The following is a 17688-nucleotide window of genomic DNA, read 5'->3' as shown; positions in this document are numbered from 1 at the left end:
CGGGACCCTAACCACCGACGGGTGCAGGGGCCGGGGGCGCCGCCGGGTCCGGGGCCGGGAGCAGCCGGAGCACCGCCTGCCGCTCGGCCTCGCCGGCCGCCTCGTCGTACGGGTCGGGCGTGGCCGGCACCTGGAGGCGGTGCACCGGGCCCGCGCCGAGGCGGGCATAGCCGCGCCCCGGAGGCACCTCGGGCGTCGGCGTGGTGTGCGGCGGTGCCCCTAGGACGGCCGTGACCTGCTCGGACGAGACCGGGCCCAGCACCACCCGGGCCCGGGTGTGGCTCCGTACGGCCTCGCTCAGCGCCTCGGCGGCGTCCAGCTGATCGGCCACCACGACCCGTACGTTCGCCGCCCGTCCGTGCCGCAGCGGCACGGCCAGCAGCTCCTGCGGATCGGTACGGCCGTCCGCCGCCGCGAGATGGCTCATCACCGACGGCCGGTCCAGCAGGATCCACAGCGGGCGCTGGATGTCCTCCGGCGGCGCGTGCCGCAGCTGGCGGGCGCGGTTGGCGGCGATCAGCCGGCGCTCGGTCTCATGGCCCGCCCACTCCAGCGTGGCCAGCATCCCGGCCAGTCCGCACTCCACGGCCAGCACCCCCGTGCGTCCGCTCAGACACGCGTACTCGCCGGTGCCGCCGCCGTCCACCACCAGCACCTCGCCATGGGGCAGCGCCTGCAGCGCGATGGAGCGCAGCAGGGTCGTGGTGCCGCTTCCCGGCTGGCCGAGCGCGAGCAGATGCGGTTCGGTCGACCGCGGGCCGGTGCGCCAGATCACCGGCGGTACGTCATGGGTCTCCGGCCCGTCCTCTGCCGCCTTCTTGAGCCCGACCTCCCTCGTGCCCTCCGCGCTCTCCTCGTCCTCCTCGTCCTCCTCGCACGTCTCCGGCACCGCCAGCACCGGCAGCGTCCGCTGCACCGACGAGGGGTCGGTGAAGCCCAGCACCGTCTCACCAGGCGCGGTGACGAAGCGCTGGGCGTGGATCGCGGTGGACAGGGCGGGCAGCACGGTCAGGGTGAGGTTGTTGGCCTCCTCGTCCCACTCGAACAGATACTCACGGCCGCGCCCCGACTTCGCGTACAGCAGCTGCTCGATCCGGGTCCGGGCGGCGGGCTCGCCGTCGGTGAAGTACGCGGGGTAGTGGAGGCGCAGCCGGGTGAGCCGTCCGTCGTCGTCGAAGGCGTAGGAGTCGAACGCCTCGGACCAGTCGCCGCCGTGGCTGTAGAGCGGGCTGGGGTCCTCGGAGGCGGAGAAGTACGGCACCAGCGCCTCGTAGAGCGTGCGCAGCCGCTCGGTCCCGTCGGCGGGCGTCTCCGACGCGGCGCCGACGCGCCCCCGCCCGGCCCAGCCCGCCGCGCCGATCAGGCTGATCGACGCCGCAAGTGGTCCGTACGGCAGCAGGAAGAGGACGAAGCCGCAGGCGACCACGAGGGTGAACACCGGTCCGCGGCGGTCGCCCGGCAGCTCCAGCCACTTGCGCCGCCCGGTGGTGGCGAGCACGCGCAACCCGCGCGAGAGCGCGACCAGCGGCTGGAGCACATCGGCGACGCCGTCGGCCGTGCTGCGGGCGAAGGCCCGGCCGCGGCCGGGCGGGACGAGCGGGGTGCCCGCCGCGCTGCCGAGGCGGAGGCGGGGGAGCGGTCTCCGGCCCACGTCAGATCTTGATCCCACCCAAGAGGCTGGCGAGGCTCGCGCCGCCCGCCTTGATGCTCGGAGCGATCGCGGTGGACGCGAGATAGAAGCCGAAGAGCGCACAGATGACCGCGTGCGACCCCTTCAGGCCGTCCTTGCGGAAGAAGATGAAGACGATGATGCCGAGCAGCACGACGCCGGAAATGGACAGGATCATCACGGTCTCCTGGCTGATGGGGGACGGTCAGTCACCATGAGTGGTTCCAGGATCACAGCATGCGTCCATCGGGCGAAAGGTGCAATTGGGTGGATTATCGGTGTAATCATCACCATGGAGGCGTGGCGCTACGAGCCGACCGCCTGCTGGGGGCGGGGCGCCCGCCTGCTCGGGTGGGTCGGCCGCCTGCCCGGGTGGGTCGGTCCCCGTCCTTAGGGTGGATGATCACATTCCCAGGTAGCGAAGCCGGAGGCGACAGGCCATGACCGAATCGAACCCCGAGAGCGAGCCCGCCCACGACCCGGAGGTGCTCCAACTGGCGGCCAAGGTCTTCGACCTGGCCCGGCAGGGTGACACCGATACGCTCGCCGCCTATGTGGACGCGGGCGTCCCGGCCAACCTCACCAACGACAAGGGCGATTCCCTGCTCATGCTCGCGGCCTACTACGGCCATCCCGCCACGGTGTCGGCCCTGCTCGAGCGCGGCGCCGACCCCAATCGGGTGAACGAACGGGGTCAGACCCCCATCGCGGGCGCCGCTTTCAAGGGCGAGGCGGAGGTGCTGAGGGTGCTGCTGGCCAAGGGCGCCGACCCGCGCGCCGGATCGCCCTCGGCCGTCGAGACGGCGCGGATGTTCGGGCGGGAGGATCTGCTCGCGCTGTTCCAGGCCCCGGGTGCGGAGTAGTGCGCCGTAAGGCGGCCGTGAGGCGGCGCCACTCGGCCGCCGTTGACCGTCAACCCGCCCTTGACCGTTCAAAAAGTGAAGCGCGAGGCTTCATTCAGACCGTGAGTTAAGCGATGAAATCAGTCGGCGTCAAGAGCGGCCGCGTCCGGTAGGTTCGGGCAGGGGGAAGGAGCCCGATGGGCCAGATGAACCGACGGACCGTCCGCGACCTCCGGCGCGGCAACCGCTCGACGCTGCTGCGCCAGCTGTACTTCCGGGGCCCGGTGAGCCGTCAGGAACTGGGGGCGCTCACCGGGCTCAGCTCCGGTTCGGTCAGCAATGTCGTCGGCGAACTGCTCGCCGACGAACTCGTGGAGGAGGCCGGGTCCGTCGAGTCCGACGGCGGCCGCCCCCGCACGCTGCTGCGGGTCGCGCCGGGCGGCGGCCATCTCATCGGGGTCGACGTCGGCGAGACCCATGTCCGCGTGGAACTGTTCGACCTCGCGCTGACCGAACTGGCCCGCTGGGAGCACCCGCTGACGCCCGGAGGGCTGGAGCGGGACCCGGAGCCGGTCGTCGGCCACATCCTGACCGGCGTCGACGCGGTCGTCGACAAGAGCGGTGCCTCGCCGGAGGCGGTCATCGGCGTCGGGGTCGGCGTCCCCGGTGTCGTCGAACAGGGTGACGAGATCCTCGTCCACGGCCCGACCGCCGGCCGGGACGCGGTGCCGCTGGAGCGGCTGCTGCGCACCGGCACCGATCTGCCGCTGTTCATCGACAACGGCGCCACCGCGCAGGGGCAGGCCGAGATGTGGTTCGGGGCGGGCCGCGGCGCGGACAACGCGGTGATCGCGCTGATCGGCTCCGGCGTCGGCGCGGCCATCGTGACCGCCGGTGTGCCGTACCGGGGTGCGACCAGCAGTGCGGGGGAGTGGGGGCACACGGTCGTCCAGGTCGGCGGGCGCGCCTGCCGATGCGGTGCGGTCGGCTGCCTGGAGGCGTACGTCGGGGCGCAGGCGGTGCTCGACCGCTACGGGCGCGGGGCGCGCGGAGCCGGTGCGAGCGGCGTGGACGGTGCGGGCGGCGTGGGCGGTGCGGGCGGTGCGGATGGCGCCGGTGAGGACCAGCAGGCCGCGTTCGCCGCGATCGTAGGGGCTGCCGGGAGCGAGGCGCGGGCCCGCGCGGTGCTGGAGGAGACCGCCGCCTACCTCGGCGCGGGCATCGCCGATCTGATCAACCTCTTCAACCCCGAGCGGATCATCCTCGGCGGCTGGGCCGGACTGCTCCTCGGCGGCCGCGTCCTCCCCAGGATCCGGGCCGCCACCGCCTCCTATGCGCTGCACCGGCCGTACGCGCAGGCCGAGATCGGGCTGGCCGAACTGGGGCCGGATGCCGTGGCGTTGGGCGCGGCCACGCTGCCGCTGGCGCACTTCCTCGCCACCGGTGGAGCGCGCTGAGGGTTCGACTTCTGTCGGTTCAGGGGGAGTTGGGCCGGACCCCGCCTCAAATTCTTTGAGGCAAGAAGGTCCAGACCTATTGACATGCATCGAACAGGGCTGGACATTGTGTCTCCCCGGAGGTGACCGATGACGGCCAAGGCGCAGGCAGCCCAGCCCTCGCTGGGCACCACCGTGCGCGAACCGCGGCGCGGCAGCCGATCCGCGCTGTACGTCGTCGGCGTCGAGGTCGCCGATACCACCGGTTGGGACCGCGTTCCCCTGGAGCGGCTGCCGCGCACCGGCACCGCGCTGCCCCTGCACATCGACAGCGGCGCGGAGGCCCTGGGCCGGGCCGGCCCCGCCACCCGTATGCCCGTGCCGTAGCGCCCGCGGATCCCGGCCCCCCATCGCCGGACACACACCTTCCCCCACCGGACCGGCACCCACCGGTCCCATCCCCCACACAGGAAGGCACCACCGTTCCATGAGAAGTACGATGCGCAACACCGTGATCGGTCTGCTCTCCGCGACCGCACTCGCCGCCACTCCCTGGCTCACCGCTCCGGCCACGGCCACCACGGCCACCCCCCAGACCACCGCCGCCGCGGCCGAATTCACCGACAACTTCGACGGCCCGGCGGGCAGCGCGGTCGACGGCTCCAAGTGGGGCCTGGAGACCGGCGACAACGTCAACAACCACGAGCGGCAGTACTACACCGACGGCAACAAGAACGCGGCGCTGGACGGCAACGGCAACCTCGTCATCACCGCCCGCAAGGAGAACCCGGCCAACTACAACTGCTGGTACGGCCGGTGTGAGTTCACCTCCGCCCGCCTCAACACCTCGCAGAAGTTCACCACCGCCTCCGGCCATGTCGAGGCCCGGATGAAGCTGCCGCAGGGCCAGGGCATGTGGCCCGCCTTCTGGATGCTGGGCAACGACATTGGCAGCGCGGGCTGGCCCAACTGCGGCGAGATAGACATCATGGAGAACGTGGGCTTCGAGCCCAGCACCGTCCACGGCACCATCCACGGCCCCGGCTACTCCGGCTCGGGCGGCATCGGCGCCGGCTACACACTGCCAGGCGGCGGCAAGTTCTCCGACGGCTTCCACACCTTCGCCATCGACTGGTCGCCCAACAAGATCACCTGGTCCGTCGACGGCAACGTCTACCAGACCCGCACCCCCTCGGACCTCAACGGCAACCGCTGGGTCTTCGACCACCCCTTCTACATCATCCTCAACCTGGCCGTCGGCGGTTACTGGCCCGGCGACCCGGACGGCAACACCTCCTTCCCGCAGCAGCTGGTCGTCGACTACGTCAAGGTGACGGGCGGCAGCTGACCCCCGCGGCCGATGTGGAAGCCCGCGGAGCGGTGTTCTCGCCGGTGTCATCAGCAGGGGCGGACCGCCTCCGAGACCGCCGCGACGAGGGCTTCCACATCGGCACCCCAGCGTGAGACGAGGGTGAGGTCACGGGCCGGGTCCACCCACAAGAGGTGGTTGCCGCCGTTGCCCCGGGCACAGCGCCCGGTCGACGGGGCCTGTGGCCATACCACGCGGCCGTCGTTGAGCCACCACGACAACCCGTACTCCGGCTTGACGGCACATGGCGTCCACAGCGCCGCGATCCAGCGCCGGGAGACGATCCGGCGCCCGGCCCACTCCCCGCCGTTCAGGCAGAGTTGGCCGATACGGGCCAGGTCGAGCGCGCTGATCCACAGCCCGCCGCCCCAGTGGGCGCCGCCGGACACCACGGGGAGGCGGACGCCGTCGACGTCCACGAACGAGTTGCCGTAGCCGTGTCACGACCATGAGCCGGAGGCCCCGATGGGCTCCATGACACGGGTGCGCAGCACCTCCGGCAGCGGCCGCCGCACCAGGACGGTCAGCGCGAGCGCCGTGAGATTCACCCGCACATCGTTGTAGGCCCACCCTTCACCGGGCGGCCCGCCCGCCGACTCCGTCCCCTCACGGACGCTCTGGGCGTCCACCCCCGTCGGCTTCCCCCACAGCTCGCCCTCCCACTGGCTCGTCTGGTCCAGCAGCTGCCGCCAGGTGATCCGCCGCCCGTGCTCATCAGCGAACTGGGGCAACTCGACGGATTCGCACACGGGCTCGTCCAGCCGCAACAGCCCATCGTCGAAGGCGATGCCCGCGACGAGGGCCAGCACGCTCTTGGTCGCGCTGAAGGCCATCTCCACCCGGTCGGGATCGCCCCAGCGGGCGAGCACCTCGCCGCGCCGCACGACCACACCACCGGACGTGCAGTGCGTGGCCCGGCCGGGAGCGGACGAGCGGCTGTTGGGATGGGTCCCTGATGTGGAGTCGGTCCTCGTTGGGCCGTCCGCACCCGTATGATGGGTATCCACTCCCGTGTACGGAGTTGGGGACGAGATGACTGCCACATGGTGGCTTATGCAAGGTGAGGCCGCGGTCGGCGAGTTACGCCAGTACGGGGTCGACCAGCCGGTTTTTCTGTGCCACTTCACGCCGGGCCCGGCGTGGGAAACGGTCCGGGCGCAGTTCGAGGCGTGGTCCGCGCTGCGCGGGCAGGACCCCGACGGAAGCCGTACCGCCCAGGTCATCCGCTCCATCATGGACCTCGGGCTGCGGCTGGTCCCCACGGACGACAGTCCATCGATGGCGCTGTTCACCGAATGCATCCTGCGCATCGACGGCCACACCGCCCGGTTGCGCTGCTGATGCCCCGCCGGGCGCGCGGCCGGTAGCGTGCCTCCATGGACATCGGTGATGTGGTCGAGGACTTCGAACTGCCGGATGAGAGCGGCACCGTCCGTTCGCTCAGCGGGCTGCTGGCGGACGGCCCGGTGGTGCTGTTCTTCTATCCGGCGGCCTTCACCCCCGGCTGTACCAAACAGGCGTGCCACTTCCGGGACATCGCGGCGGAGTTCAAGGAGCTCGGCGCCCAGCCGGTCGGGGTCAGTGCGGATTCGGTCGAGAAGCAGGCGGAGTTCGCCCATGCGTACTCCTTCGGCTATCCGCTGCTGTCGGATCCGGAGGGGACCGTGCGGGAGCGGTTCGGGGTGAAGCGCGGGATCGCGGCGGTGCCGACCAAGCGGGTCACCTTTGTGATCGATACCGATCGCAAGGTGCTGGAGATCGTCAAAAGCGAGTTCCGGATGGGTGTGCACGCGGACCGGGCGCTCGAAGCCCTGCGGGGCAGGAACGGGTAGGTCCCGTACGACCGTCCGCGGTCGACGGAAAACACTTGCGGGGGCTGCCTCTTGGGCGGCCCCCGCTGACGTTTGTGCCCTCTGGCAAGCGCTTGCCGACACGGCGTATGGTCAGGCGGCCGACCGTAGCTTCCCCCGCCATCGGCGAACCCCATCGCCGAACTCCCATCGCGAACCCCCATCGCCGAACTGAGCCGAGCCGAGGAGCCTCCATGAGACGCGCCGGTACCGCACTGCTGGCCGCCACCGCCTGCCTCGCCGCCCTGCCGTCCGCCCCGGCCTGGGCCGGAACCCCCGGGCCCGCCGCCGGCCCAGCCGTGGCCACGGCCGCGGTCGTCCCGCGGTGCACCGGCACCGCACCCGTCGTCTGCCATGCCGATGTCCGGCCGGGGACGTACGACGTGACGGCGGTCCTCGGCGGCGCCGAGGCGGGCAGCACCAGCGTCACCGCCGAGTCGCGGCGGGCGATGCTCGCCGCGACGCCGACCGCCGCCGGGCAGCGGCTCGTCNGGCGGGCGATGCTCGCCGCGACGCCGACCGCCGCCGGGCAGCGGCTCGTCCGGTCCTTCACCGTGAACGTACGGGAGCCGGAGGGCGAGCCCACCGGGCCCAGTGGAAGCCCCGGGCTCGACCTCGCCTTCGGCGGCGCCGCGCCGCGCCTCGCCGGTCTGAAGGTCACCCAAGCCGCCCCCGGCCGCCGCCACCAGCTCTTCCTCGCCGGGGACTCCACCGTGTGCGACCAGCTCACCGCCCCGTACACCGGGTGGGGCCAGCAGCTGCCGCAGTTCTTCCGGCGCGGGCTGTCGGTCGCCAACTACGCCGACTCGGGGGAGGGTTCGGGCTCCTTCCTCGCCGACCCCCGGCTCTTCGCCACCATGCGCCCACTGATCCGCCCGGGCGACACCGTCCTCATCCAGTTCGCCCACAACGACAAGCAGACGACCGCCGCCGACTACCGCGCCCACCTCGGCGCGCTGCTCGACGGCGTACGGGCGCGCGGCGGCAAGCCCGTGCTGGTCACCCCCATCGTGCGCCGCTGGTTCAACGACGACGGCACCCTCGACAACGCCACCGCCCTGCACATCAACGGCCTCGGCGTGAACCTGCCGGCCGAGATGCGCTCGCTGGCCGCCGAGCGGGGCGTACCGCTCATCGACCTGACCGCGCTCACCAAGCGACTCGTGGAGGAACTCGGCCCCGAGGGGTCCAAGCGGCTGTACCTCTACGACGAGGCCCGCGACAACACCCACACCTCCGACCACGGCGCCACCGAGTTCGCGTGGCTGGTGCTCGGCGAGCTGCGCGCTCAAGCCCTGGTCCCCGCCGGGGTGCTCCGATGACCGGCCTCGCACCGCGCCCCACGCCACAACTCACGCCGCGCCCCACGCCGGGCCTCGCACCGCACTTCGCGCTGCCCCCGGAGGACCGCGACCTCAGCCCCCGCACCGGCTGGACCCGCGCCCACTGGGAGGCCGTCGCCGACGGCCTGCTCGCCGCCGTCGCCCCGTACGCGACCCCCGGCGGCGCCCTCTACCCGCTCCCCGGCGACCGGTGGAGCTGGTCGGGGCCCCGCTCCGACGGCCTGGAAGGCTACGCCCGGACGTTTCTGCTGGCTGCCCTCCGCGTCGCGGGCGCGCGCGGCGCCGACCCCGGCGGGCTGCTGGAGCGGTACGCGGACGGACTCGCCACCGGCACCGCACACCTCGGCACCGCATGCTCCGGCACCGCACACCCCGGCGGCGACGGGCCCGAGGACTGGCCCCGGATCACCGACCGCGGCCAGCCGCTGGTCGAGTCCGCCTCCATCGCGCTCGGGCTGCGGCTCACCCGCCCCTGGCTGTGGGACCGGCTCGACGACGGCGTACGGGAGCGGGTGGCGGCCTGGCTGCTGGACGCGCTCACCGCCGAACCGGTGCCCAGCAACTGGGAGCTGTTCCCTGTCGCCGTCGGCGGCTTCCTCGCCGAGGCGGGCATCGAGCCGGAGGCCGCCCGCGCCGCCGTGGCGCGCGGGCTGGAGCGCATCGAGCCCTGGTACACCGGCGACGGCTGGTACAGCGACGGCGCGGGCCGCGCCTTCGACTACTACAACGGCTGGGCCCTGCACCTCTATCCGGCGCTCGAGGCATGGCTGTCCCAGGACGGCGAGCGGCTCACCCGCTACGGGCGCCGGCTGGCCACCCATCTCGCCGACTACGCCCACCTCTTCGGCGCCGACGGCGCCCCGCTGCACCAGGGCCGCTCCCTGACGTACCGCTTCGCCGCCGCCGCGCCGCTCTGGCTGGGCGCCCTCACCGGCCACACCCCGCTTGACCCCGGAACCACCCGCCGCCTCGCCTCCGGCGCCCTGCGCCACTTCCTCGACCGGGGCGCGACCACGGACCGCGGGCTGCTCTCGCTCGGCTGGTACGGCCCCTACGACGGCGTCCTCCAGCCGTACTCCGGCCCGGCCTCCCCGTACTGGGCCGCCAAGGGCTTCCTGGGGCTGCTGCTCCCGGCCGACCACGAGGTCTGGACGGCGCGCGAGGAGCCGGGGCCCACCGAGCGCGCCGACGCGACGCGGGCCGTCCCCGGCCCCAACTGGCTGCTGCAGTCCACCGCGGGCGACGGTCTGGTCCGGCTCCACAACCACGGCAGCGAACACCTCCCGCCGCCCGGCGACCCCGACCAGGACGACCCCCACTACGCCCGCCTCGCCTACTCCACGGCCACCGGCCCCTTCCCGTACGGCGTCGCCCCCGACAACCACTTCGGCCTGGTCCACGGCGGCCGGATCTCCCTGCGCACCGCGCTGGAGCCGCTGGGCGCGGGCGAGGGCTGGGCGGCCTCACGCCATCGTGCGCGGCTGGTGGGGGAGGAGCCGGAGGAGGGCGCGGAGGTCCGCATCACCTCGCTGGTGCTGGTGCGCGGCGCCGTGGAGGTCCGGATCCACCTGGTGACCGGCGCGGCGCCGGGCCGGGCCGTCCGCCAGACGGGCTGGGCGGTGCCGGATCCCGTACCGGAGGAGGAGGGGCCGCGGTCCGAACTGCTGCCGCTCCACGGCCTGATGATGGACGGCGCCCTGCCCGCCGCCCCCACGGCCTTCGCCCGGCGCGCCGTCTCCCCCGCGCTGGCCGGTGAGACGACGGGCCGCGCCGGGGGCGACCTCTTCCTCTGCCTCGCCCGCCTCACGGCCGACCCCGACGCGCCCCCGCTGGCCGGCCTGGTCCGCGCCGCGGCGGGCCCGGCGGACGACGGGACCCATCTGGTGTCGGTCACCTGGTGGGACGGCGAGGTGCGGCGGGCCCGCATGGGTCCGAGCGCGGTCACCGTCGATGGTCTGACCGAAAACGCCGGTTGACAAGCCGGGTTTAACCGGGTCTATAGGGCGGGAGCGGGCGGCAACGTCCCGCCCAGGCGCCCGGACAGGGCCTTCGTGGAGTCGAGGAGGAGCTCCCCGATCTCGGCGACGCGGTCCCGGGTGACGCGGGAGGCGGGCCCGGAGACGCTGATCGCCGTGGCGACCGTCCCGCTGTGATCGAAGACCGGCGCCGCGACGCAGCGGATCTCCTCCTCGTTCTCCACGTCGTCGATCGCGTACCCCCGCTCCCGGACGGCGGCCAGTTCGGCGTGCAACCGCTCGGCGGAGGTGATGGTGGCCGGGGTGCGGGGCGGCATGCCCCGTGCTATGACCTGTTCCACCACGGCGTCGGAGGCGTGGGCCAGGAACGCCTTGCCGACGGCGGTGCAGTAGGCGGGCTGCCGGCTGCCGATACGCGAGTGCATGCGCACCGGCTGGGGGCTTTCGACCTTGTCGATGTAGACGATCTCCGGCGGGTCGAAGACGACCAGGTGAACCGTCTCCCCGATGCTCTCGACGAGCTCGTGCAGATGGGGAGCGGCCGTCTCCCGGAAGTCGAGGCGTTCCAGGTAGACCTGGCCGAGCAGGGCGTTCTGGGGGCCCAGCCGGTAGCGCCCGCTGTCGGCGTCCTGGTCCACCAGGCGCACCTCCCGCAGCGGCGCCAGCAGCCGCAGGATGGTGCTCTTGCTCAGGTTCAGGCCCTCGGCCAGGTCGGTGAGCGTCGCGCCGCGCGGATGTCCGCGGTCCTCGGCCAGGAACATCACGATGGACAGCGCCCGGCGCAGCGAGGACGAGGTGTTGCGCCGGGGGCCGGTCGGGGCGGGCCGGTCCTCCTGGTCGCCGTGGGCGGTATCGGGCCCGGACATACGGTCCTTCCCCCTCCGTCGGGTCCTGGGGCGAGGAGTTGGGGGGCTCCGCGCGGGTGATGCGGGGACGGTAGTCGACTCGGTCCATTTTGCATAGCAGCATCAGATGTCAAGATATGAAATCAGTCATTGACGGCCTCTTTCGGCTCGGCTAGCTTATGCGCACCAATTACGGAATCAGATTCTGCATTGCAACATCTCTGAGTTCGGCGATCATCGGCGATCGCGGCTCGTCGATCTTCCTCGCTTTTGCTCCCCCGAAGGCTTTCCTCCCCCGAAGCCTTTTCCTCCCCGAAGCCTTTCCTCCCCGAAGGGAGTCCCGCCATGGGACGACGCCCTCATGCCCGCAGGCTGGCCGCGATCTCCGCGGGCGCCATCGCCGCCACTACCCTGCTCGCCGCCTGCTCCTCGAGCCAGGGCGCGGCCTCCCGGGCGCAGAGCTCCACCCTGCAGAAGGTGACCCGCGGCGGCACCCTGCGCATCGCCAGCTGTCTGACGTTCCCGCCCTTCGGGTCGACGAACAAGGCCAATCAGCCCGAGGGTTTCGATGTCGACGTCGCCAAGGCCATGGCCAAGGCGCTGGGCGTCAAGGCGCAGATCGTGGACACCACCTCGGCCAACCGCGTCCCGAATCTGCGTACGCACAAGGTCGACGCCGTGATCTGCAACTTCACCACCACCGCCGAGCGTGCGAAGCAGGTCGCCTTCAGCGACCCGTACATCGTCGCCGGTGAGGTGCTGATGGTGAAGAAGTCCAGCGATATCTCCGGCATCAAGGACCTGTCGGGCAAGAAGGTGGCGGTCACCAAGGGCTCCACCAACGGCGCCGCGGTGAAGGAGGGCAACCCGAGGGCGCGGATCCAGGAGTACGACACCTCGGCGGCGGCCGTGCTCGCGGTCAAGCAGGGACAGGCCGACGCCATGGTCGAGGATTCCAACTTCCTCAACTCCCAGGCCAAGTCCGACCCGTCCCTCAAGGTCACCAAGGACTCGGTCGTACCACTGGAGTACAACGCGATCGGGGTCAGCCAGGGCGACCCGGACTGGCTGCAGTGGATCAACACCTGGCTCCGGGAGTTCAACACCTCCGGCCAGAGCGCGGCCCTCTACAAGAAGTGGTTCGGCGTCAAGCCCGTCTACCCGCTCAACCCGTCCTACTGAGCCCTGCCGGGCGGCGGCACCCCAGCCGTCGCCCCCGTGGAGGAACCCCATGCTCGCCGACTGGACCTACGCATTCCAGGACTGGCCCACCTATCTCAGCGCGGCCTGGCTGTCCCTGAAGCTGTCCCTCGCCGCCTTCGCCCTCGCCTGCGCCCTCGGTCTGCTGGGCGCCCTCGCCCGCAGATCGCGTCACGCACTCGTCCGCGCCCCGGCCGCCGTGTACGTGGAGGTCATCCGCAACACCCCGGTGCTGCTCCAGATGTTCGTCGCCTACTTCGCCCTGCCCTCGGCCGGGCTGCGGCTCAGCCCCGTACAGGCGGGCATCGCGGCGCTCGGCGTCAACGTCGGCGCGTACCTCACCGAGATCTTCCGGGCCGGAATCCAGGCCGTTCCGCGCGGCCAGCGCGAGGCCTCCCGCGTGCTGGCCCTCACCCCCTTCCGGACCTATCTGCACGTGGTACTCCCGCAGGCGCTGCGCAACGTCTATCCGGCCGTGGTCAACCAGCTCGTCCAGATCATCCTGGGCTCGTCCCTGCTGTCCGCCATCTCCGTGCCCGAACTCACCGGCACCGCCATGGTGATCAACTCCCGCAACCTGCTGACCATCCAGGTCTTCGGCATCGCCGCCGTGCTCTATCTGGTGCTCACCAACCTGGTCGTGCTGGTGGCGGGGCTCATCGGCCGCGCGGCCTTCAAACCGCCGCTGCGCCCGGTCAGCACCCGGCAGTCGGCTCTGGCGGGCCTGCGGACCGCCGCCCGCCGCCTCGTCCTGGTCCGCAAGGAGGCATGATGGACTGGTCGGTCATGTGGTCCAACCGGGACCTGTACGGCGCCGGGCTGTGGGCCACCGTCGAGCTCTCCGTGGCGGCCATCGCCACCTGCACCCTGCTCGGCCTGGTCATCGCGGCTATCCGCACCAGCCGGATCCCCGTCCTGGCCCAGCTCGCCCGCTGCTACCTGGAGGTCTTCCGGGGCACACCCCTGCTGGTCCAGATGCTCTTCATCTACTTCGGCGCGGTCTACCTCAACATCGGGAACATCACCGTCTTCGGGGCCGCCCTGCTGGCGCTCACCCTCTTCCAGGGCGCGTACGTCGCGGAGATCTTCCGGGCCGGCATCGAGGCCGTACCGCACGGTCAGTGGGAGGCGTCGCGGGTCCTGGGCCTGACCCGCGCCCAGACCTTCCGCTCGGTCATCCTCCCCCAGACCCGGTCGATCGTGCTGCCCCCGCTGGTCGGCCAGTACCTCTCGCTCGTCAAGGACACCTCGATCGCCGTCGTCATCGGCTACGCCGAACTGCTCCGCGAGGGCCAGGCCATCGTGGACCGGGTGGGACACCCCGGCGAGACGTACCTGGCGATCGCCGTCCTGTACTTCGTCATCTGTTCCCCGCTGTCGATCGTCGTCCGGCGGATGGAGAGAAAGGCCGTGACCGCCTGATGATCACCAAATCCCTTACGGAGCGGACCCCCGCCACCACCGCCCAGGTCAGCCTGTCCGGCGTGCACAAGCGCTTCGGCGAGCTGGAAGTCCTCAAGGGCATCGACATCGAGGTCGGCGCGGGCGAGGTCGTGGTGCTCATCGGAGCCAGCGGCTCCGGCAAGAGCACCCTGCTGCGGATCATGTGCGACCTGGAACGCGCCGACCGCGGAGAGGTCTGGGTCAATGGAGTCCCCCTGCACGACCGGAAGCGCGCACCCGAGATCTTCGGCCATGTCGGCATGGTCTTCCAGCAGTTCAACCTGTTCCCGCACCACACCGCGCTGGGCAATGTGACCCTCGCGTTGCGCAAGGTACGCAAGACCGGCCGCAAGGAGGCCGACGAGCGCGGCCGGGAGGCACTGGCCCGGGTCGGTCTCGCCGAGAAGGCGGCCGCCTATCCGGCCCAGCTGTCCGGCGGCCAGCAGCAGCGCGTGGCGATCGCCCGCGCGCTCGCCATGGACCCCGCCATCATGTTCTTCGACGAACCCACCTCCGCCCTCGACCCGGAGCTGGTGGGCGAGGTCACCGGGGTCATGCGGTCCTTGGCCGACGAGGGCATGACCATGGTGGTCGTCACCCACGAGATGCGGTTCGCCCGGGACACCGCCGACCGCGTGGTCTTCATGGACGGCGGTGTCGTGCTCGAACAGGGCACGCCCGAGCGTGTCTTCGGCAGCCCGACCGAGGCCCGCACCCAGCAGTTCCTGCAGCGGGTCCTGGACACCTGACGCCGGGCCGCCGCGCCCGGGACCGCCGGGTCAGCCCAGCGGGCTGAAGGTGAAGGAGAACTGTGCCGGGGCCGCGAGCAGCCGGTACGGCTCCAGCACCCCCGGGCCGCAGGACTGGCTGCCGATGCCCTGCTGTCCGTGGTCCAGGTTCACCCACACGGTCTCGTTCGACGGTTCGAGATCCGGTGTGTGCTCGGCCGCGTCGAGCTGCTCGGTGGTCCAGCGGCGCGCGGTGAACCAGAAGGCCGGATCGCCCTCGATCCGCACCCCAGAGCCGTCGGACGCGGTCAGCCGCACCCAGCGGACGTCGATCCGGGCGCCGTTCTCCTGCGGACGCACGTACGGCGTCTGGAGTTCGTCCACCGACAGCGCCCACCGCCCCACGCGCGCGGCGGCGCGGGTGTCCGGGTACGCCTCGCCGGGGCCGCCGCCGAACCACTCGGCCTCGCCCAGCGCGGCCGGGACCCCGAGTCGCAGGCCCAGGCGCGGCAGCGGGCAGGTCCACTCGCCCAGCGGGGTGACGGAGACCGCCAGGCTCAGCCGTCCGTCCCCGTCGGCGGTCCAGCGGTAGACCGTCTCCAGGCCGATGTCCACGGCGGCGGGCGCCACGCGGGTACGGACGGTCAGCGCACCGTCCGGCGCCGTTTCCACCGCGTCGGTCCGGTGCCGCATCCGGTGCAGACCGAGCCGGCGCCAGATCAGCCCCCAGCGCTCGTCCGGCTGCCAGGACGCGCCGTTGTCGTTGTCGGTGGGCGCGCGCCAGACGTCCAGCCGGGGCGGTGCGGTGAGGCGGAGCCCGCCGAGGGACGTCAGGGCGCCGGTGGCCGCGTCGAAGACGCCGGGGCCCAGCACGATCCGGTCGCCGTCGCGGCGCGGCGCCTCCCCGGAGGCGAGGGCGCGCGCCCGGCCGGTGCCGGGCGCGGCGGCGGGGAGCTGGGCCCAGGCCACCGGATGGCCCGCCCCGGCCCACGCCGTCGCGGCCGCGAGCCGCGCCTCGACCGTCCACCACGCCTCCGCCCCCGCCTCGGCGTCGGGCGGCGCCGGGAGCTTCAGGACGGCGGACTCGCCCGGGGGCAGCGGCGGCACCGCCAGCTCACCCGAGCCGATCGCCTCGCCCTCGGCCTCATAGGTCCAGGAGAAGACGAGATGGGACAGATCCGCGAAGTCATGGCCGTTGGTGATCCGGACCGTGCCGTCGGCCCCGTCGCCCTCGATCCGCACCGGCTCGATGACCTTCTTGTACTCGATCAGGCCGGGGGAGGGGGTGCGGTCGGGGAAGAGCAGCCCGTCGCACACGAAGTTCCCGTCGTGCAGCTCCTCGCCGAAGTCGCCGCCGTACACGTGGTAGAAGCGGCCGTCGGGGGCGCGCCGGGTGAAGCCGTGGTCGATCCACTCCCAGACGAAACCGCCCTGGCAGCGCTCATGCTCCTGGAACAGCCGCTGGTACTCGCTCAGCCCGCCGGGGCCGTTGCCCATGGCGTGCGCGTACTCGCACTCGATGAACGGCAGCGCCCGGCGCTTCGCGTCCAGCTCCGGATCGCCCCACGGCGGCTCGGTGCGCCGGCCGATCTGGTCGACCTCCTCGTGCGGCGCGTACATCCGCGAGTAGATGTCGGTGTCGGCGCAGGACAGATCGCCCTCGTAATGGATCACCCGGGACGGGTCGCGCTCCCGGATCCAGTCGGCCATGGCGGACAGCCCGCGCCCGGTGCCGCACTCGTTGCCCAGCGACCACATCACCACCGACGGGTGGTTCTTGTCGCGCTCGACCATCCGCTCGGCGCGGTCGAGCAGCGCCGGGGTCCAGCGGTCGTCGTCCACCGGGTTGTTCCGCCAGCCCAGGTCGACGAAGCCGTGGGTCTCCAGATCGCATTCGTCGATGACCCACAGCCCCAGCTCGTCGCAGAGTCCGAGGAAGGCCGGATGCGGCGGATAGTGGCTGGTGCGCACGGCGTTGATGTTGTGCTGCTTCATCAGCACCAGATCGCGGCGCATGGTCGCGAGGTCCACCGCCCGCCCGTTCTCGGGGTGGAACTCATGCCGGTTGACGCCGCGGAAGAGCACCCGCCGGCCGTTGACCTTGAGCAGCCCGTCCTCGACCACCACGGTACGGAAGCCCACGTGCAGCGAGACGCTCTCGCCCACGGTGGTCAGCCGCGCCTGGTACAGCCGGGGCGTCTCCGCCGTCCACGGCTCGACGGGGACGGTGGCGCTCTCCCCGGTGGCCAGGTCAAGACCCAGCTCGGGCACGGTGACCCGGCCGCCGGGGTCGGAGTCGATCCGCAGGGTGCCCTCGCCGGTGGTGTGGTCGTAACTGGCGTGGACGAAGTAGTCGTCGAGCGAGCCCTCGGGGCGGTGCTCGAGCGTCACCTCACGGAAGATCCCGGGCAGCCACCACTGGTCCTGGTCCTCGAGATAGGTTCCGGAGGACCACTGGTGCACGCGTACGGCCAGCACGTTGCCGGACGGCTGGAGCAGGCCCCCGACCGCGAACTCGTGCGGCAGCCGGCTGCCCTTGAAGGTGCCCAGCTCCTCGCCGTTGAGCCAGACCCGGGCGCAGGACTCGACGCCCTCGAAGCGCAGCACCGCGTCCCCGCCGGCCGGCCAGTCGCCGGGCAGGTCGAAGACGCGCAGATGGTCGCCGGTCGGGTTCTCGTCGGGCACGCGCGGCGGATCCACCGGGAAGGGGTAGCGCACATTGGTGTAGATCGGGGCCCCGTGGCCGTGCAGCACCCAGTGGCCGGGCACCGGGAGCTCGTCCCAGCCGCGGGCGTCGAAGCCCGGGCGGGCGAAGGAGTCGTCCTCGGCGGTGGCGGTCGGCGACAGCCGGAACGACCACGTCCCGTTCAGGCTCAGCCGCGCGGCGTCGGAGGACGGGGTCCAGGGGCGGGGCGGCAGCACCCCCGCGCCGGGGGAGACGTCCTCGTAGTAGGGCAGTGGCGTGTGCTGCGTGGAGCTCATCGACT

The 17688-nt window shown here is 72.1% G+C and carries 18 protein-coding genes; 12 read left to right on the top strand and 6 right to left on the bottom strand.

Annotated features, from left to right (window positions below; genetic code table 11):
• Positions 1-7: 7 nt before the first annotated feature.
• Both IEJ02_RS34890 and IEJ02_RS34885 read right to left on the bottom strand, forming a co-directional pair.
• Entirely contained in the window at positions 8-1651 is a 1644-nt protein-coding gene (locus tag IEJ02_RS34890; protein WP_191068508.1) for a hypothetical protein, read from the bottom strand.
• A 1-nt stretch (position 1652) separates the two neighbouring features.
• Positions 1653-1847 carry a hypothetical protein gene (locus IEJ02_RS34885; RefSeq protein WP_020866907.1) on the bottom strand — a complete coding sequence of 65 codons (195 nt, stop codon included), beginning with the start codon at positions 1845-1847 and terminating at the stop codon, positions 1653-1655.
• A 262-nt stretch (positions 1848-2109) separates the two neighbouring features.
• Between IEJ02_RS34885 and IEJ02_RS34880 the strand changes: the two genes are divergently transcribed.
• The 4 genes from IEJ02_RS34880 (at position 2110) to IEJ02_RS34865 (ending at position 5295) form a co-directional block, all read left to right on the top strand.
• On the top strand, positions 2110-2532 hold the full coding sequence (locus tag IEJ02_RS34880) for an ankyrin repeat domain-containing protein (protein WP_137981073.1): 423 nt from the start codon (positions 2110-2112) through the stop codon (positions 2530-2532).
• Positions 2533-2708: 176 nt separating this feature from the next.
• Complete coding sequence (locus tag IEJ02_RS34875) at positions 2709-3968, top strand: ROK family transcriptional regulator (protein WP_191068507.1); 1260 nt, start codon at positions 2709-2711, stop codon at positions 3966-3968.
• A gap of 129 nt (positions 3969-4097) precedes the next feature.
• Complete coding sequence (locus IEJ02_RS34870) at positions 4098-4334, top strand: hypothetical protein (protein ID WP_191068526.1); 237 nt, start codon at positions 4098-4100, stop codon at positions 4332-4334.
• Positions 4335-4446: 112 nt separating this feature from the next.
• Positions 4447-5295, top strand: a complete 849-nt coding sequence (locus tag IEJ02_RS34865; RefSeq protein ID WP_223864973.1) for a glycoside hydrolase family 16 protein — start codon at positions 4447-4449, stop codon at positions 5293-5295.
• Between the two features lie 50 nt (positions 5296-5345).
• Here IEJ02_RS34865 and IEJ02_RS49235 read toward each other — a convergent pair whose 3' ends face one another.
• Together IEJ02_RS49235 and IEJ02_RS49230 are read right to left on the bottom strand one after the other, a co-directional pair.
• Positions 5346-5735 carry a serine hydrolase domain-containing protein gene (locus IEJ02_RS49235; RefSeq protein WP_223864972.1) on the bottom strand — a complete coding sequence of 130 codons (390 nt, stop codon included), beginning with the start codon at positions 5733-5735 and terminating at the stop codon, positions 5346-5348.
• A 21-nt stretch (positions 5736-5756) separates the two neighbouring features.
• Positions 5757-6200 carry a serine hydrolase domain-containing protein gene (locus IEJ02_RS49230; protein WP_317986003.1) on the bottom strand — a complete coding sequence of 148 codons (444 nt, stop codon included), beginning with the start codon at positions 6198-6200 and terminating at the stop codon, positions 5757-5759.
• Between the two features lie 148 nt (positions 6201-6348).
• Between IEJ02_RS49230 and IEJ02_RS34855 the strand changes: the two genes are divergently transcribed.
• From IEJ02_RS34855 to IEJ02_RS34840, 4 genes are all read left to right on the top strand, one after another.
• A complete protein-coding gene (locus IEJ02_RS34855) occupies positions 6349-6657 on the top strand; it encodes a hypothetical protein (protein WP_191068505.1) in 309 nt (102 codons plus the stop codon).
• 35 nt (positions 6658-6692) lie between these two features.
• Positions 6693-7148 carry a peroxiredoxin gene (locus IEJ02_RS34850; RefSeq protein ID WP_137981077.1) on the top strand — a complete coding sequence of 152 codons (456 nt, stop codon included), beginning with the start codon at positions 6693-6695 and terminating at the stop codon, positions 7146-7148.
• Positions 7149-7360: 212 nt separating this feature from the next.
• Positions 7361-8488, top strand: a complete 1128-nt coding sequence (locus IEJ02_RS34845; protein ID WP_191068504.1) for a rhamnogalacturonan acetylesterase — start codon at positions 7361-7363, stop codon at positions 8486-8488.
• Entirely contained in the window at positions 8485-10485 is a 2001-nt protein-coding gene (locus tag IEJ02_RS34840) for a DUF2264 domain-containing protein (protein WP_191068503.1), read from the top strand. Before IEJ02_RS34845 ends, IEJ02_RS34840 begins: the two co-directional genes overlap by 4 nt.
• A gap of 20 nt (positions 10486-10505) precedes the next feature.
• On the opposite strand, the gene IEJ02_RS34835 is transcribed toward IEJ02_RS34840, so the two are convergent.
• Positions 10506-11351 carry an IclR family transcriptional regulator gene (locus IEJ02_RS34835; RefSeq protein ID WP_191068502.1) on the bottom strand — a complete coding sequence of 282 codons (846 nt, stop codon included), beginning with the start codon at positions 11349-11351 and terminating at the stop codon, positions 10506-10508.
• A gap of 324 nt (positions 11352-11675) precedes the next feature.
• Here IEJ02_RS34835 and IEJ02_RS34830 point away from each other — a divergent pair, with 324 nt between their 5' ends.
• The 4 genes from IEJ02_RS34830 to IEJ02_RS34815 are packed head-to-tail and all read left to right on the top strand — an operon-like array spanning position 11676 to position 14722.
• Complete coding sequence (locus tag IEJ02_RS34830; protein ID WP_137981078.1) at positions 11676-12512, top strand: ABC transporter substrate-binding protein; 837 nt, start codon at positions 11676-11678, stop codon at positions 12510-12512.
• A 49-nt stretch (positions 12513-12561) separates the two neighbouring features.
• Positions 12562-13302, top strand: coding sequence for an amino acid ABC transporter permease (locus IEJ02_RS34825; protein WP_191068501.1), 741 nt, complete (start codon positions 12562-12564; stop codon positions 13300-13302).
• Positions 13302-13952 (top strand): amino acid ABC transporter permease, encoded by a 651-nt coding sequence (locus tag IEJ02_RS34820; protein WP_191068500.1) that lies wholly within the window; start codon positions 13302-13304, stop codon positions 13950-13952. The genes IEJ02_RS34825 and IEJ02_RS34820 overlap by 1 nt, the downstream gene beginning before the upstream one ends.
• Positions 13952-14722, top strand: a complete 771-nt coding sequence (locus IEJ02_RS34815; protein WP_223864971.1) for an amino acid ABC transporter ATP-binding protein — start codon at positions 13952-13954, stop codon at positions 14720-14722. The genes IEJ02_RS34820 and IEJ02_RS34815 overlap by 1 nt, the downstream gene beginning before the upstream one ends.
• Positions 14723-14752: 30 nt before the next feature.
• Here IEJ02_RS34815 and IEJ02_RS34810 read toward each other — a convergent pair whose 3' ends face one another.
• Positions 14753-17683 carry a glycoside hydrolase family 2 TIM barrel-domain containing protein gene (locus tag IEJ02_RS34810; protein WP_191068499.1) on the bottom strand — a complete coding sequence of 977 codons (2931 nt, stop codon included), beginning with the start codon at positions 17681-17683 and terminating at the stop codon, positions 14753-14755.
• Positions 17684-17688 lie beyond the last annotated feature (5 nt).

The sequence above is a fragment of the Streptomyces sp. 5-10 genome, assembly GCF_014712245.1.
Lineage (GTDB): Bacteria > Actinomycetota > Actinomycetes > Streptomycetales > Streptomycetaceae > Streptomyces > Streptomyces violaceusniger.
The sequence above is the reverse complement of the archived record's forward strand: the minus strand, read 5'-3'. Positions and strand labels throughout refer to the sequence as shown.